The sequence below is a fragment of the Zoogloea dura genome, from assembly GCF_012927165.1.
Classification (GTDB): domain Bacteria; phylum Pseudomonadota; class Gammaproteobacteria; order Burkholderiales; family Rhodocyclaceae; genus Zoogloea; species Zoogloea dura.
The window spans coordinates 91,560-107,111 of sequence record NZ_JABBGA010000001.1 but is presented as its reverse complement, the minus strand read 5'-3'; the positions used below and the strand labels follow the sequence as shown (position 1 = coordinate 107,111).

Here is a 15,552-nt window from a genome sequence, read left to right as displayed (position 1 = left end):
GGTCAGGCGCAATCGCCTTCGATCCTGCCGACGAGAAGGAATTCCATCAGGGCCTTCTGCGCATGGAGCCGGTTCTCCGCCTCGTCCCAGACGACCGACTGAGGTCCGTCGATCACCTCGGCAGACACTTCCTCGCCCCGGTGAGCAGGCAGGCAGTGCATGAAAACCGCGCCAGGATTGGCCACCTTCATCATGTCCTCATCCACCTGCCAGTCGGCGAAGTCGCGCATACGCTCTTCGTTCTCGGCCTCGAAGCCCATGCTGGTCCAGACGTCCGTCGTCACCAGGTCGGCGCCCTTGCAGGCTTCCATGGGATCGTCGAAATGCGCGAAATGCCCGGTACCGATCAGCCCTGCCCGCTCGGGCTCGACCTCGTAGCCCGGCGGGGTCGAGACACGGACCTGGAAGTCCAGCACCTCGGCCGCCTGCAGCCAGGTATTGCAGACGTTGTTGGAATCACCCACCCAGGCCACCGTCTTGCCCTGGATGGGGCCGCGGTGCTCGATGAAGGTGAAGATGTCCGCCAGGATCTGGCACGGATGGTATTCGTTGGTCAGGCCATTGATCACCGGAACCCGCGAATATTCGGCAAAGCGCTCGATGATGGACTGCTCGAAGGTGCGGATCATCACGATGTCGCTCATGCGCGAGATCACCTGGGCCGCATCTTCAACAGGCTCACCACGGCCCAGCTGCGAGTCGCGGGTGTTCAGATAGATGGCCGATCCACCAAGCTGCTGCATGCCGGCCTCGAAGGAAAGGCGCGTGCGGGTGCTCGCCTTTTCGAAGATCATCACCAGAGTCCGGTCGAACAGCGGGTGATGAGGTTCGTAGCGCTTGAAGCGCTCCTTGATCCAGCGTGTCCGGGCAAAGAGGTAGTCGTACTCTGCGCGGGAAAAATCGTTGAACTGTAAGTAATGTCTCGGTGCGTTCATGGCACTCGTTCTTGGTTGTGGTGCAGCAGGAAACCTGTTGAGGAGCCGGACACTCCGCCCCCCCGCCCTGCCTACTGCACACTGAGCCCGCCCCGGCCGCTGCCGGTTCGGCAGAAAGGCGAAACGGCGACTCTCGCCGCCGTTTGTCTGCCAATATCAGGCCAGTGATGCTAATTCAAAAGTGCCCGTTTGTACAGACCGGAGCCACCCACCCTCCAGGCCGGGACGCACTTGCCGGGTAGATCAAAGCGAAGCACTACGTCACAAAATGCCCCATACATTCGTGCCAATATCATGATCATTTGCTAACCTTCGGTGGCGCGGAAAACCAGGGATGCCGCGCACCCTGCCGGGCATCCCCATCCGCAGCAGCCCGACTCCGCCCCTGAGCGATACCGTTTCTGAAACAGCCATTCCGGCCCCCACCTCCCAAGGCGCAGCGTACCCATGATCCGCGGTTTCATCGATTTCGACATCCTCGAACAGCCCTCCGCCCTCGCCGCCTGCGCGCCGGGCGAGCCCCTTGCCTTCAGGGGCCTCCACCTGGAGCACGACCACAGCGCCCGGACGGTGGTCAATGAGCGGGCCCTGCTCGTGCTGCTCGGCACGCCCCGCATCCGCGATGCCGCCCTCGCCGCCCGTGTTGCCGACCTCGGCTGGAAGGACGTCCTTCCCACTCTCTGCGGCAACCCGGAGGCGCTGCTGGGCAAGCTGGGCGGACGGTTCGCCCTTCTCTGGATCGACCTCGGCCAACGCAGCATCGGCCTCGCCTCGGATCGCTTCAATACCTTCAACTTCTGCTACGCCCGCGAAGGCGGCAGGCTCAGCTTCTCCGACCGGGCCGACGAAGTGCCGGCGCTGCGCCGGGAGATCAACCGGCAGGCCGTCTTTGACTATTTCTATTTCCATACCATTCCAGCGCCCGGCACCATCTTCGAAGGCATCCGCCGCCTCGAGCCCGGCAGCTTCCTGCTCGGCAACGCACAAGGCTCCCAGCTGCACGCCTGGTGGGCTCCCCATTTCGAAGAGTCAGCCAAGGCCGACTTCGGCAAGTCGGCCCAAAGTTTCAAGGACCTGATCCGCAATGCGGTCGAAAGGGAACTCGACGGCTCCCCTGTCGGCGCTTTCCTGTCGGGAGGAACCGACAGCTCCACCGTGGTGGGCATGCTGGGACGGAGCGGCAATCCCGTTACAGCGTATTCGATCGGTTTCGAAGCCGAGGGCTACGACGAGATGGAGTACGCAAAGCTCGCCGCCAAGCACTTCGGTGTGCGGCACACGCCCTACTACATCACTTCCGACGACCTCGTCGCCAACATCCCCCACGTGGCCACCCACTACGACCAGCCCTTCGGCAATTCATCCGTACTGCCCGCTTACTTGTGCGCCAAGCTCGCCCACGACGACGGCCTGGTCAAGATGTTTGCCGGCGACGGCGGCGATGAACTGTTCGGAGGCAACACCCGCTACGCCAAGCAACGCGTATTCGGCTACTACGACCGGGTCCCCGGGCTGCTCAAGGGCGCCTTGCTGGAACCCGTCCTGACCGGCACCCCACTGGGCAAGCTACCCTTGATGCGCAAGGCTGCCAGCTACGTCGAACAGGCCAGCACCCCCCTGCCCGACCGCAACGCCTTGTACAACCTGATCCTCCGTCTGGGGATCGACAACGTGTTTGAAAAGGACTTCATCGGTACGGTCGATACCGGCGCCCCCCTCGACCTGCAGCGCCGGGTCTGGCAAGGCATCGACGCCCATAGCCTGATCAACCGCATGCTCGGCTTCGACTGGCGCTTCACCCTGGCAGACAATGATCTGCCCAAAGTGGTCGGCAGCACGCAGCTTGCCGGCATGAACGTGATCTTTCCGCTGCTCGACGACGAACTACTCGACTTCTCCCTCAAGCTTCCGCCTGAGTACAAACTAAAGGGGCTCAAGCTGCGCTGGTTCTTCAAGGAAGCCCTCAAGGACTTCCTGCCTCCGGAGATCATCGTCAAGAAAAAGCAGGGCTTCGGCCTGCCCTTTGGTCACTGGCTGCTCAAGCACGCCGGATTGCAGAAACTCGCCCACGAATCCCTGAACCTGCTGGTCGATCAGAAAATACTGCGCAAGCCCTTCGTGGACGCCCTGTTCGCCAAGCATCTGCCAGCGTTCCCCGGGTATTATGGGGAGATGGTCTGGATTTCGATGATGCTGGGCCAATGGCTGGCCGGACAATCCCTGCCCGAAGCACGCAGCCTTACCTCGAGGAACACCTGATGCGCCGCAAGATACTCGGAACCGGGCTGCTGATGCTGGCCCTGCTGGCGACGGCAGCCCATGCTTCGGAATACGACTGCGGCAGCCTCGAGAACAGCCTGGGCCCCTTCGACTACAACGATCCTGCAATGCGCGTCCCCACAGGTGAAAACCCGATGGGCCAGGTCAGACGCGTGGAGAACGTGCACTTCCAGCCAGACATGCAGTTCCTGAATACCCGCAAGTTCTCACCGGAGCGGCTCCGCGCAGAGTTTGCCTACACACTCGGAGCCTTCCCGAACCACCGCATCGCCCTGAACGCTGTGTCCAGGCTCGAGATGCTCTACAGCAAGCAGCTCCCCCCCATCGGCAAGCGCTTCACCGCCGACTGCTTTTTCGATCGTGCGATTCGCTTCCGCCCCGAGGACAAGGGGGTACGCTTTGTCTATGGCGTACACCTGCACCAGAGGGGACGTTTCCAGGATGCCCTCAAGGAATACAAGCTGGCCGAAACCCTGGGCGAAGACAGCGCCAATTTCTACTACAACTTCGGCCTGCTCCATGCCGACATGAAAAACTGGCAGGAAGCCAGGCGTTGCGCCGAGATCGCCTATGGCCAGGGTGCCCAGCTCCCGGGTCTCGCCCAGCGCATCCAGAAGGCCGGGCACGGCACGGTCACCGGGGGACAGGCCAGAGCAGCTGCCGTCAGTGAAGAGGCAACTCCCTCCCCTGCCCCCGAAGCCCGCTAGGGCGCGCAGCGCCCCCTGACATGCACGGCAGTCCGACACGACCGACACGAAAACCCTGCGTGGCAGATTCCTGCCGCCCCCCGCCCCCCTCATACCAAACCAGGCGGAACCTTTTCCCGGATGACCAGCAGCCCCGAACGCGCCCCGCGGGCACGGCACTTGGGACGTATGAGCAAGCCGGGTAGATCTTCATGCTCAACATCAAAAAGAAACTCGCCGTCTCGTATCTTCAGCGCAATGCCACGCTGGTCCTGCAGCTTGTCTCATCACTCATTCTTGCCCGTCTGCTGAGCCCAGCCGAAATCGGCATCTTCGCCATCGGCAGCGTCGCAGTGTCCTTCCTGCACGTACTGCGTGATCTGGGTATCTCCGGCTACATCGTCCAGGAAAAGGAACTCAGCACCGAGCGGATCCGGACGGCCCAGGGATTCATGTGGATCACCAGCAGCACCCTGGCCCTTGTAGTGTTCCTTGCCGCGGTCCCTTTCGGCCACTTCTACAACGAAGAAGGCGTGACCGACGTTCTGCGCGTACTTGCGGTCAACACCCTGCTGCTGCCTGTCGGGGCGATCACCATCGGGCTGATGTCCCGCAGGATGGAGTTTGAGCGCCTCTTTGTCCTGAACGTGAGTTCGGCGGTCGTGCAGGCCGGCGCTTCAATCCTGCTGGCGGCCCTCGGCTACGGCTTCATGAGCCTCGCCTGGGGCAGCCTGGCGGGCGGGTTGACCACCGCGCTGATTGCCGCAGCCTTCCGCGACCGGGATCAACCCTGGATTCCGTCGTTTTCCGAACGCAAGCGGGTCTTTGCCGGCTGCTCCCGGCTCAGCGGATCGTCCATCCTTTACGAACTGGGCTTGAGCGGGCCGGAGCTCATCTGCGGCCGCAGCCTCGGCTTCGAAGCCGTGGCTTTCTATGGCAAGGCACAGGGAGCAGCCATGCTGCTGCTGCGGGCGCTGGTGGATAGCATCGTGCCGGTGGCCGTGTCCTACTACTCCCATTGCAGCCGCAGTGACATTTCTCTGAAGGAACCCTACCTGCGAGCCCTGTCGTGCCTGTCAGTCGTGGCCCTTCCCGCCTTTGCCTGCCTGGCTGTACTGGCCGGCCCTGTCATCGACCTGCTCTACGGCGACCAATGGCTGGCGGCAACAGTCCCCCTGCAGATCGCCACCTCCGGTGCCGCAATGATCGCTCTCGCCAACGTGGCGGGCGCAGTTCTCGTCGGTTCGGGACGAGCGGGCGATAACTTCGCGCTGCATGCAGTCTTCCAGCCGGCCAAGATCGTCCTGGCCCTGCTGGCGGCGCAGGCCGGGCTGATCTGGATCGTCATCGCGGTTGCCGCTGCGGACATCGGCATTTCGATCGCCAGCATCCTCAGGGTCAACCGGATCTTCAATGTGTCCTGGAGCGAATGCTTCTCCGCTGTCAGCCCGAGCATCGGTCTCGCCGTGATAGAGGGCCTGATCAGCTGGGCGATCCTGTCAGTCGGCAGGGAGCAGGCCCTCGGATCTGCAACCATCCTCGTGGCCGCAGCGCTCATCATCATCACCAGTTGGGCGCTTGCCCTCTTCGCCATCAAGCATGCGCTGGTAGCCGACTTCATCAAGAGACGGGCTTGAAGCCCGCGCAGGCGATGGCTCCGCTTCACGCGCTCAGAGGCAAGCCTCCAGGTCGCGTAGCACATCGGCGGCGATCCGATCCCAGTCGTGTTCGGCCGCAAAGCGCCGTGCCGACTCCGACACGGCTCGCGGATCTGCACTCAGGACCTGCGCCATCCGCTCCGGCAACTGCTCCTCCCGATGAGCCTTGTCATAGAGGAACACGAACTCCCTGTCTCCCAGGGTCGAGAACACGCCCTGCCTGGGCGCGATGATCGGCTTGCCGAAGGTCGCTGCCAGGTAGAGCATCCCTGATGTATAGATCTCGTCATAGGGCGCCAGGATGCAATCCACCGCAGACATCCAGGTGCATACCACCTCATCAGGCACGTCGTCCCCTCCCAAGCACAGCCGGACGCCCGGGAGATCAGCTGCCAGGCGCTGCAGGCGCTCCGCATAGTCTGCGTTGAGGCATTGCCCCATCACCACCAGCCGGGTATTGCCGGCGGAAGCCACCCTTGAAAAGGCGGTGATGGCTGCATGCGCGCCCTTGTAGGGCGAGATGCCACCGAACAGGAAGAACACGAAATCGTCCTGTGCCAGGCCAAGCTCCTGCCGTGCCTGAGCCTTCGATGGAATGTCCGGGTAGACCGGGTCGTAATTGCCATGGGGCAAGAGGATGACGCCTCGCCTGCGGTGAAACAGGCGCGCAACGTCAGCGCCAGCGCCGGGAAAGGTGACGCAGACCACATTGACGCTGTGAATGCACAGGAAACGGGCCAGCCAGGCCTTCCAGTCCCGCTTGCGGTTATGGGGATACTGGTTGTGCATGGTCCAAATCACCTTGTATCCCAGCGATCGGGCCATCAGGATCTTGAGCACGAAGGCTGCCAGGCGGACCAGCGAGACACCGTTACGGCCATCCCCGTAGTAGGTATCCAGCCAGTGAAAGTGCAGCACATCGACCTTCCCCCGATGCTCGCGCAACCACTCCTGGCCAAAATAACCGGACCGGACATAACTCACCCCCTGGCGCCCCAACGCGCCATAGAGCAAGGAAAGATAGGGATTGCCCAGGAAAGGGTTCGGAAACGAACTCATGCTGATGGACTTCGACTTAACCCGCACCCCCGAATCCTGCATAACCACTCCTGTCACAGTCACATTCCGCCGGAGCTTTTGCCCACGACGCTTTTCAATCAAGCCGGCCGTACGGCCAGACTCCGGCTAGCTCAGACTGGCACCGAGCATGGCCCCCAGGCGGTAGGGGAAAAAGCGGGCAATGGGATCGAGATAGCCACATCGATCAAAATCTACCCCCGGCGGTCCGAAACGTCCGCCGAGATAATGAAGCACCCCCGCCACACAAGCCCGGGCCTGTCTGATGCGGCCCGAATCATGGAGATTGCGTGCCTCCACCAGGATCTGCGCGGCGATCTTCCTCCTCAGCCTTGAGCGATGCTCGGCCGGCGTGTTTTCGGCCCAGAAGAGCAAGGCGTTCCTGCTGCAGAAGTAGAAATAATGAGGGGGGCGATCGTATGAATTGGGGAAGGAGTGATGCATCACGCTGACAGAAAAGGCCATCCGGCAGCGGTAGCCGTGGCGCACCGCCCTGGCGGACAATTCATCGTCCTCGTAGTAGGCGAAATAGCGCTCGTCGAAACCGCCCATTTCCTTCAGCATCGAACAGCGGGCCAGCAGGGCGGTTCCGGTCAACCACATGTCGTCGTGGCCCGCCGCTTCCCGCGCGCGGACCTCCTCAACATTCATCGGCCTCACACTGCGGAGCTCCTGCCAGTCATGCCATGCCCCGCAGAACTGATACCTGGCCCCCCCTCCATCCAGCGGGGGTAGCTCGATCAACGGCGACACCAGTCCCACCTTCGGGTCACTCTCGGCCACCGCGACCAGGCCTGCGAGATCGTCCTTGCCCACCGTACAGTCGTTGTTGAGGATCCAGACGTAGTCGAACCCTCGCTCCAGCGCCATGCGGATGGCCGTATTGTGCCCCCCGGCAAAGCCCAGGTTGGCCTTGTTCGACGCGAACTCGAACTCCGGAAACTCGCCGCGGAGGACCGAGACCTCATCCTCGCGGGAGGCGTTGTCCGTGACCACGATGCAAGCCCCGGCATAGTCGAGCCCGCGGAGCGAGGCGAGACAGGCCCGGGTTGTATCAAGTCCGTTCCAGTTGAGGATGCTGATCAGCACCCTGGGCAGAGGAGGAGAAGTCGGCATGGCACACACATAACAAAGTTGATTCCCGGAATCCGGCCCGGCTTCACGCCCGGCGACCGGCCTGCGGCAGACATTCCCCAGACAGCGACAGGCCCCACAGCCCCCTCAAAGAGCAGGCTCCTTGCGGATCACATAGCCAGGACCGCCCCGGTTTGCGCTGTCCATCATCAGCGCATCGGCATAGAACTTGGTGGCCCAGTTGGGATACTGCCAGGGGTGGTAGCCACCGTTCAGCGGATGTGAACCCTTGATGCCGCCCACCGTCGCCCGCTCCTCACCGGACAGCAGTTGGGTACGCTTGACGAAGCCGAGGATCTGCGTGGTCGCATCACGGTAGCGGGCTTCGCCGGTGATCTGGAAGAGTCGCCCCCAGTTGATGCCGAGCTGGCAATCGCCGGTCAGGCACGACCATTTGACGGTCGGACGCCATTGCTCGTCGAAACGGCCGGGCAGCCGGCCGTCCGCCGGCAGGGCCGCCACCATGGCATCACCGATCCGGCGGGCCGCGGCGATGAAATCCTCACGTCCGGCATAGACGCCGATCTCCAGCAGGCCGCGCATGGCGTAGGCAATGGTGTGGGTGAAGGGCTGCTTGTTGTCCTGCAGGCAGTTGGTATCGAGCCAGCCGTTGGCCCGCGCCTGGGTCAGGGCCCATTCGCAGTTGCGCACGGCTGCGTCCAGGAAGCGCGTCTCCCCGGTGATCTGGTGAGTGCGCGCCAGGCTCCAGGCGGAACGGGTGTTGTAGGTGTTGATCTGCTTGCCGGTCATCGGCGAGCCGAACTTACGCCAGCAGCCGTCCTCGTCCATGATGTCGCACAACCAGGCCGACGCGCGAACGGCTGCAGTCCGGTAGCGCTCGTCACCTTCCTCTTCGAAGGCCCTGACCCAGCCGAAGATGACCTGCCCGGTATTGAATACGGTGGGCTGGTCGGAATCGCCCAGCGCGCCGGCCAGCACGCCGCCATCGGGCAGCTGGATGTCGATCTCCCAGTCGGCCATGCGGCGGGCCCGCACCCGGCTGTCCTCGTCTCCGGCGATCGCCGCGTAGCGGTACAGGGTGGGAATGATGTAGCCGGTCGTCTCCGGGTAGGACGGCGCCCAGCGGCGGGAACGGACCAGCCAGGTCTGGGCGACACCGCCATTGCCGGTGACGTCCTGGGCATGCTTCAACCAGGCGATCGCGGCATCCAGGTGGATCCGGTTGTCGGTGGGCTCGGTCAGGCCGATGCCGAGGGTGTCCTTCAGGACGAGACGCTTCTGGCGCAGGGTTTCGCTGATACTCATCGCGTTTTTTTCCAGGTCTTTCGGGATTCGTTACGATCAGGGCGCATCGAAGAAATGCGTGCCGGCAGCCACGAAGCGGGCCGACTCGCGGCTGTGGTCGGAGGCCCTGATCCAGCTCAGGCGGGTATTGCCGATACGGGCTCCATGCAGCACGCCAGCCTGCTCCAGGTGCGCCACCAGGCGCGACTCGCGGCGCAGGCGGTTGGCTTCGGCGGACAGCACCCGCACCGGGCAGTCGAGGACGGCACCGCTGCGATCGATCACCTGGCCGCTCATCGTCCCGGGCTCGTACAGGGCGCAGGGCAAGGTGGCCTCCAGTTGGTCCTCGACGAAATGGGTGTAGGTGAAGGTCGAAAAGGGTGCATCGAAACCGAGGATGAGGGCGTCGCGCTCGAGCATGCGCATGAAGGGCGAGGCCGCGCCAAAGGGTCGCTCGGCACGTTCGTGGCCCTCGACGAAAGCATCGGCGTCACGCCCCCAGGCGAGCAGCGGGTGAGTGGGGCTGAGGCTGCGGCGCACGTTCTCGCTGCGCCGGAAGACCTCGGACACCAGGCCCATCATCGACGGGCTGCGGGCCACGTTCATCGGCTTGCCCTTGGCCAGCCACTGGGCGGAGCTCATGTTGTGGTAAGGCATCGACGGCATCACCAGGAGGCCGGTTTCACCCACAGCCTCCTTGAAGACCCGCACCAGGTCCGCCGGCTTGCCCTGGAAACCGTTGTAGGGCAGCCACGACGAATGCACGACCAGCGTGGAGCCGGGCTGTACGCCGCAGGCGCGCAGCTGCGGCAGCAGCTTGTCTGCTCCGTAGGCCCACACGCTACGGGCGGCGGTCTCCTTGACCCATTGTTTGAGGGCGGCCAGGCGGCTCATGGACGCTCCTTTCGCGCGGCTTCCACCACTTCGTCGAGCAGGCGCGCGAAACGGGCGGTGATCGCCTTGCGATCGAACTGGGCCAGGTAGGCGTCGTCCGAATCCACCGTCTCTGGCACCGGGCGGGCCAGCCACTCCCGCAGCATGGCCTCGCAGGCCTCCACCGATTCGGCCGGCACAGCCTTGCCGAGGCGGGCCCGCTCAATGATCTGCTGGGTGGCACCCGGGTCGCACAGGGCGAAGATCGGACGGCGGACCGACACATACTCGAAGAGCTTGCCCGGGATCACGCCATCGGAGGTCTCCCCGGTATCGACGATCAGCAGCAGGTAGTCGCAATTGACCTGGGCGTTCATCGCCTCCGCGTAGCTGACATCACCCGCGAAATCATAGAGATGGGCGATCCCGTAATCGGCCAGGATGCGGTCGTAGCGTTCGCGGATGGACGGCTCGACACCACCGAGGATGCGTACCCGGGCCCGTGCCGCCAGGGCCGGATCACTGCGGTGGATGCATCCGAGGGCTTCCGCAAAGGCATGGCCGCGCCGGTTCTTGAACAGCCGGCCGGTGTAGACAAACTCCACCGTTTCCCCCGTGAAGGGCCGGGTACGCTGGCGGTCGCCGTAGAGTTCAGTATCGTAGCCGTTGGTCAGCGTCTCCCAGCGCGCCTTGAGATCCGGGTGCAGACGCTGCATGTAGGTTGTCTTGGGCTCGGAGACGGTAATGACCACATCGGCCTCACTCAGGAGGCGCTTCTCCATTCGAAACTCGAGCTTTTTGCGCCAGCCGGGCACCCATTCCCGCAGCACATCACCAAACCACAGGTCACGGTAGTCCACGAGCCATGGGATCCCCGTCTCCTTGCGCAGCGCATGGCCGGCAAACATGCTGGCAAAGGGAGGCAGCGTCGTGTAGATCGCGTCGATCCGGCCCGCCTTGCAGAGGGGCCGGGCAGCCTCGACGACAGCCGTTGCCCACGGGCGGTAATCATCCGGCACATGCACGAAATTACGCAGGAGCCAGCGCGTGAGGGCGTGGGCACGATCCATCAATCCGCCCTGCGCCTGCGTGGACACGGGCGCAGGCGCCCTCCCCCCGCCCGGCACGCCGGCGCCTGCCGGCGCGCTCACCGGCATCGGACTCCGTCCCATCAAGCGCTTCACCGCATTGGCGATCTCGGCTTCGATGTCCCGCAGGGGCAGCCGAATGACCTCAACGCCGTCGGTGATCTCGGCCGACAGGGAAGGGTCGTAGTTGGGCTCGGTGCCGTTGGGCTGCAAAGTGATGACGATGGAGCGCCAGCCATACTGGCGGAGCTGCTCCACGAACTTGACCGTGCGAATCCGACCGATGGTCTTGAGTGGCGGAAACTCGCCCGCGATCACCAGCAAGGTGCGCGGCTCAGACATGCTTCTCTCCCTTGTTCTGCAGGCTGCGGCAGAGATCCTGGAAGATCCCGACCCGATTGGTCCAGCTGTTGGTCTGGGCGTGACGCAAGGCCCCCGCTTCCAGCTCGCGGCGCAGCGCGTCATCGCCCAGGATGCGGTTGATGGCCTGCCCGATCTCCTCGCTGCGCTCCCCGTCCACCAGCAGGCCGCTGACACCGTCCCGGACGGCCTCGACGGCCCCCCCCGCGCGGCCACCGACCACCGCACGACCGCAGGCATTGGCCTCAAGGAAGACCAGGCCGAAGCCCTCGGTGTCGCCGTCGGGCATCGTGCGGTTGGGCATCACGAACAGGCTGGCGCTGCGATAGGCGGCCAGCAGGGTGGCATCATCCACCGACCCCGTGAAACAAATGCTGTCGGCCACCCCGGAAGCCTGGGCCATGGCCTGCAGCGCGGCCCGCTGCGGCCCGTCGCCGACGATGACCAGGTGGGCATCCGGATGGGCCGCACGGACCTGCGGCCAGGCCTCGATGGTCTTGTCGAAGCCCTTGCGCGGCACCAGCCGGCCAACCGCCACCACAAGGCGCCGGCCATGCAGGCCGAAACGCTCCCGCAGGGCCGTATTGTCCGGGCCCGGCGAGAAGCGCCGCGTGTCCACACCGTTCTCGATGAGGCAGATCTTCCCGGGTGCCACACCCATCTGCTCCGCCAGGGCCTTCTCGGTGAAACGGCTCACCGCCACCACGGCATCGGCAGATTGCAGGTGGGCTGCGCGCCGACGTCCGAAGGAACCGGCATCCATGCGCTGGGTCACTTCCTCGCCATGCACGTAGAGGACCATCCGCGTCCCCGCCACCGCCCGGAAGAACTCCGCCAGCCAGGCCATCGAAGCGAGCTCGCCGATGCAGATCACCCGGACGTCATGCTTCCGGATCAAGCTCCAGACTGTACTGATGACCTTCAGGCGCAGCGGAATGTCGATGGTCAGATAGCGCCACGCCGATACCAGCTTGTTGGCCGGCGGCGGCATCTCGGCCGGGCGCAGCAGATCCAGGCGGTGCACCGGGAAGCCGCAGCCGGCATCATGCTCACGCCAACCCGGGATCTCCTCGCCGGTTTCATAGTGGCGGCGGCTCGCCAGCGCCAGCATGGCCCCGGGAGGCGCATAGCGGCACAGGTTGGCATACACCGTGGCCGAACCGCCCTGGATCGGCGTGAAGATGCTGGCAACCATCAGGCAGGCGCCCCCCGTATCCATCGGTCCGGCCCCCTTCATTGCCCGCCCTGCCCGTCTTGGGCAGCGCGATCGAGGTCGCCCAGGAGGCGCTCCAGGTGCGTCGCGGCAAAGTCCTGCACCCGTCGGCTGGCCTGCTCCACGCTCTCTGCGCTGTAAGCCGTGAGCGCCACGAAGGCCGCATCGTCCCCCTGTCCGCGCAACCGCGACCACACCTGCAGCAGCTTGCTGCCGAGATCGCTGGTGGTCGTGCTGCCTCCAACCCAATACAGATGATGCAACGCCGCATGCTTCCCGTTGCGGCTGTACCCCTCGAGGCGGGTTGGCGGAAGCGTCGGGCCAGCCCTCTCTGCATTCGCTGAGACAGACCAACTCCAGTCCCCGGTGGGTTCGATCTTGTTGAGGACACTGATCAACTCGGCCCCCTGAGCCTGATTGCGGTAGTAAGCGACGAACACATCGATGGGCTCGCCCTTGAACAGGTAGGTGGCCTGGTAGGTCATGCGTGCTCCGGGATAGACCGGCTGAACCTTGTCCGTCGGGCCCTCGGCACGCTCCAGGCCACTCAGCGAAGCCAGGGCAAGCGCTGGAGCAGCGGCGGATCCACGCACCTCGAGCCCTGCCGAAGCAAGCTGCCAACCATACGGCATCAGGGCCGCCACCAGCGCAGCGGAAGCGATCCGGCCCAAGGTCGCGCGCTCCCCGGGTGCCATTGGGGGAGAAACGGGAACCGGATCGCGCCAGCGGGTACCCACGGCGAAGCTCGCAAAGATGGCAACGCCAAAGATCAGCCAGCCCAGTGCCAGGTGGCTCAGGCCAAGCCCCCATTCATTGCCGGTCAGATGGGCCACCATCACGATCACGTAAGCCCTGATCCAGTTGGCAAACAAAGGCATGATCACCGCCCAGACCATGAACAGCACCCGCTTCAGGGGCCGGGTGTAGGTCAGGTAGGCAAAAACGGCACCGATGAAGATCGATGTCAGGAGATAGCGTATCCCGCCACAGGCCTCCACCACCGACCAGCGCCCGCTGGGAATGACGAAGTTCCGCCCTTCCTGATAGACCGGCACGCCGCTTTCGCGCAAGGCCACCACCGTTGCATCGGCGGTCCAGTTCATCAGGGTCGGCAGGATCTCGTGCCCGAAAGGCACGGCGAACAGCATGAAACTCAGCGGCCCCATGCACAGCCGGGCCGCCCTGTCGCCCGCCACCGCCCAGACGGCCCCGAACAGCATGAAGACCACCGAGAACTGGACAACGCCAGCCACCGACACCATGTCCCCCAGCAGCGCGGCAAAGCCCAGCAGATTCAGGAAAGCGAAGCCCTTCCATGAGGGGCGGCAGCTCACCTCCTGCAGTTGCGGGCGCTTCGTCCATAGCAGATAGGCCACCACCAGCAGAACCACATAGCCATGAGAATGGCTGGGGAGGGTCTCCCAAGCTTGGAGCACCAGCGCCACATGCCCGCGAAAGCTCAGCAGGATGGCACACCACACCAGTAAAACGGCCCCGAAAGTCAGGGCGGGCCTGTTGCCGGTCTCCCGGCCAGAGGATGGCGGAGTCTCCCGGAGCTCGTCCGGACTCTTGATGCGCGGTTCGACGACACTCATCCGATCACCCCACCACCTGCTGCCGGGCCGCGTCCGGCGGCCAGTTGCGCCCCTCCCTTTGCTGCCGGCGGGCTGGCCAGGCCGGCCCCGGCTTCAGACAGGTGGCGGCGGGCCCATAGCTCGGTGGTCACGAGAACGACCATCAGGTAATAGGGCATGTCCCAGTAGGCCAGGCTCAGGAAGGCTCCGCCAACGGCAAAGCCGATCAGGCTCACCTTGAACATGGCCCCCATCTGCACGACCCATTCGAGCCCCGGGTCCTTCTTGCCGAGGAGCATCAAGCGCCCCGCAGTCCGGTAGGTGAGCAACCAGAACAGGAGGTAGAGAAACAGGCCGATGTAGCCATGCTGGCCAAGGATCTGGAAGTAGATGCTGTGCGCCACGATGACGAAATTCGGATTCGGGGCGTACATCTGGTAGACGAAGGACGAATCAGTCACGAACCCGGCCCCGAAGAGCCGGCTGTTGGCGATGTTGAACGCCATCGTCCAGGCATTGATGCGCCCCATCGCCGACTCGTCTTCCTCGTAGGTCTTGATCGTGTTCATCCGGGAGGTCCATTCATCCGGCATGAACATGATTGCTGCCGGGGCCAGCAGCAGCAGCACCAGCCCGATCGTCAGCTTCGACTTGCTACGCCACCAGAATACCGTCGACATGGCGGAAATCGCCAGCAAGGCCCCCCGCGACTGGCTGCCGAGGGCCGCAAAGACGCTCAGGCAGATCAGCACGACAAGCCCCCGCTTGAACCACTTCTTGCTGAGAGGCTTGAAGACAGGCAGGCGCAATACCGTGTCTGCCTGGAGAATCAGGTAGTAGATCAGCGGGATGGTCACGATCAGCGCAACTGCGAGCTCGTTATTCCCTTCGATGGGGCTGGCCGTGGGACCCCAGACCCGCTGTCCACCGCCGGTGGTCAGGGTGAAGATGCCCCCCTTTGCACCGAAGTAGCCGATCGAAATCACCAGTACGCCGATCACACCAAGGATCTGTTCGCGGGTACGCACCACCGACGCGGTGACCACCACCATCAGCATCACCTTCAGCACCTCCACGTACACGCTGGCGCTCTCTGCGGGGTGGATGGCCAGCGCAGTGGTCAGGCCCATCCAGAAGACCATCAGGATCAGCACGGTGATCGGGCCACCGCTCGGCCAGCGTACCTCCTTGGAGTGGGCGAACATCGATGTCGCGGTGATGGCCACCGCCAGCAGCGCGAAAGGCATCGAATAGGCAAACCCCCAGCCAAGCCGATGGGGGTTCATGACACCGATCCAGACCCACAGCAACGCGCCGTAATAGGGATTCTTGAGCGCCTTGATCGCCCCGTAGGAAAACAGCAGCAGTACCAGTAAATCACGCAATTTTCACGCCCCAATTCCTGCAAAAGGCCACCTCTCGGCGCCTC

The 15,552-nt window shown here is 64.0% G+C and carries 12 protein-coding genes; 3 read left to right on the top strand and 9 right to left on the bottom strand.

Annotated features, from left to right (window positions below):
• Positions 1-2: 2 nt before the first annotated feature.
• Entirely contained in the window at positions 3-935 is a 933-nt protein-coding gene (gene argF, locus HHL15_RS00450) for an ornithine carbamoyltransferase (RefSeq protein ID WP_169143852.1), read from the bottom strand.
• A gap of 447 nt (positions 936-1,382) precedes the next feature.
• Between argF and HHL15_RS00445 the strand changes: the two genes are divergently transcribed.
• The 3 genes from HHL15_RS00445 (at position 1,383) to HHL15_RS00435 (ending at position 5,538) form a co-directional block, all read left to right on the top strand.
• A complete protein-coding gene (locus HHL15_RS00445) occupies positions 1,383-3,194 on the top strand; it encodes an asparagine synthetase B family protein (protein ID WP_169143851.1) in 1,812 nt (603 codons plus the stop codon).
• Entirely contained in the window at positions 3,194-3,922 is a 729-nt protein-coding gene (locus HHL15_RS00440) for a hypothetical protein (protein WP_169143850.1), read from the top strand. Before HHL15_RS00445 ends, HHL15_RS00440 begins: the two co-directional genes overlap by 1 nt.
• A 191-nt stretch (positions 3,923-4,113) precedes the next feature.
• Positions 4,114-5,538 (top strand): oligosaccharide flippase family protein, encoded by a 1,425-nt coding sequence (locus HHL15_RS00435; RefSeq protein WP_169143849.1) that lies wholly within the window; start codon positions 4,114-4,116, stop codon positions 5,536-5,538.
• 33 nt (positions 5,539-5,571) lie between these two features.
• Here HHL15_RS00435 and HHL15_RS00430 read toward each other — a convergent pair whose 3' ends face one another.
• The 8 genes from HHL15_RS00430 to HHL15_RS00395 all read right to left on the bottom strand — a co-directional run bounded on the left by HHL15_RS00430 (position 5,572) and on the right by HHL15_RS00395 (position 15,508).
• Positions 5,572-6,618 (bottom strand): glycosyltransferase, encoded by a 1,047-nt coding sequence (locus HHL15_RS00430; RefSeq protein WP_169143848.1) that lies wholly within the window; start codon positions 6,616-6,618, stop codon positions 5,572-5,574.
• A gap of 126 nt (positions 6,619-6,744) precedes the next feature.
• Entirely contained in the window at positions 6,745-7,725 is a 981-nt protein-coding gene (locus tag HHL15_RS00425) for a glycosyltransferase family 2 protein (RefSeq protein WP_169143847.1), read from the bottom strand.
• Between the two features lie 132 nt (positions 7,726-7,857).
• Complete coding sequence (locus tag HHL15_RS00420) at positions 7,858-9,036, bottom strand: beta-L-arabinofuranosidase domain-containing protein (RefSeq protein ID WP_206198517.1); 1,179 nt, start codon at positions 9,034-9,036, stop codon at positions 7,858-7,860.
• Between the two features lie 36 nt (positions 9,037-9,072).
• Complete coding sequence (locus HHL15_RS00415) at positions 9,073-9,909, bottom strand: AAC(3) family N-acetyltransferase (protein WP_169143846.1); 837 nt, start codon at positions 9,907-9,909, stop codon at positions 9,073-9,075.
• Positions 9,906-11,318, bottom strand: coding sequence for a glycosyltransferase (locus HHL15_RS00410; protein WP_169143845.1), 1,413 nt, complete (start codon positions 11,316-11,318; stop codon positions 9,906-9,908). Before HHL15_RS00410 ends, HHL15_RS00415 begins: the two co-directional genes overlap by 4 nt.
• A complete protein-coding gene (locus tag HHL15_RS00405) occupies positions 11,311-12,573 on the bottom strand; it encodes a glycosyltransferase family 4 protein (protein WP_169143844.1) in 1,263 nt (420 codons plus the stop codon). The genes HHL15_RS00410 and HHL15_RS00405 overlap by 8 nt, the downstream gene beginning before the upstream one ends.
• Positions 12,570-14,144: an exosortase A gene (xrtA, locus tag HHL15_RS00400; RefSeq protein ID WP_169143843.1), complete on the bottom strand. Its 1,575-nt coding sequence runs from the start codon at positions 14,142-14,144 to the stop codon at positions 12,570-12,572. Before xrtA ends, HHL15_RS00405 begins: the two co-directional genes overlap by 4 nt.
• On the bottom strand, positions 14,141-15,508 hold the full coding sequence (locus HHL15_RS00395; RefSeq protein ID WP_169143842.1) for a putative O-glycosylation ligase, exosortase A system-associated: 1,368 nt from the start codon (positions 15,506-15,508) through the stop codon (positions 14,141-14,143). Before HHL15_RS00395 ends, xrtA begins: the two co-directional genes overlap by 4 nt.
• Positions 15,509-15,552: the final 44 nt, after the last annotated feature.

Bases quoted from the DNA above. Each gene is read 5' to 3' on its own strand.
- xrtA (WP_169143843.1), bottom strand. From the start codon at position 14,144: ATGAGTGTCGTCGAACCGCGCATCAAGAGTCCGGACGAGCTCCGGGAG.
- HHL15_RS00420 (WP_206198517.1), bottom strand. From the start codon at position 9,036: ATGAGTATCAGCGAAACCCTGCGCCAGAAGCGTCTCGTCCTGAAGGAC.
- HHL15_RS00445 (WP_169143851.1), top strand. From the start codon at position 1,383: ATGATCCGCGGTTTCATCGATTTCGACATCCTCGAACAGCCCTCCGCC.
- HHL15_RS00410 (WP_169143845.1), bottom strand. From the start codon at position 11,318: ATGTCTGAGCCGCGCACCTTGCTGGTGATCGCGGGCGAGTTTCCGCCA.
- HHL15_RS00430 (WP_169143848.1), bottom strand. From the start codon at position 6,618: ATGAGTTCGTTTCCGAACCCTTTCCTGGGCAATCCCTATCTTTCCTTG.
- HHL15_RS00415 (WP_169143846.1), bottom strand. From the start codon at position 9,909: ATGAGCCGCCTGGCCGCCCTCAAACAATGGGTCAAGGAGACCGCCGCC.
- argF (WP_169143852.1), bottom strand. From the start codon at position 935: ATGAACGCACCGAGACATTACTTACAGTTCAACGATTTTTCCCGCGCA.
- HHL15_RS00435 (WP_169143849.1), top strand. From the start codon at position 4,114: ATGCTCAACATCAAAAAGAAACTCGCCGTCTCGTATCTTCAGCGCAAT.
- HHL15_RS00405 (WP_169143844.1), bottom strand. From the start codon at position 12,573: ATGAAGGGGGCCGGACCGATGGATACGGGGGGCGCCTGCCTGATGGTT.
- HHL15_RS00440 (WP_169143850.1), top strand. From the start codon at position 3,194: ATGCGCCGCAAGATACTCGGAACCGGGCTGCTGATGCTGGCCCTGCTG.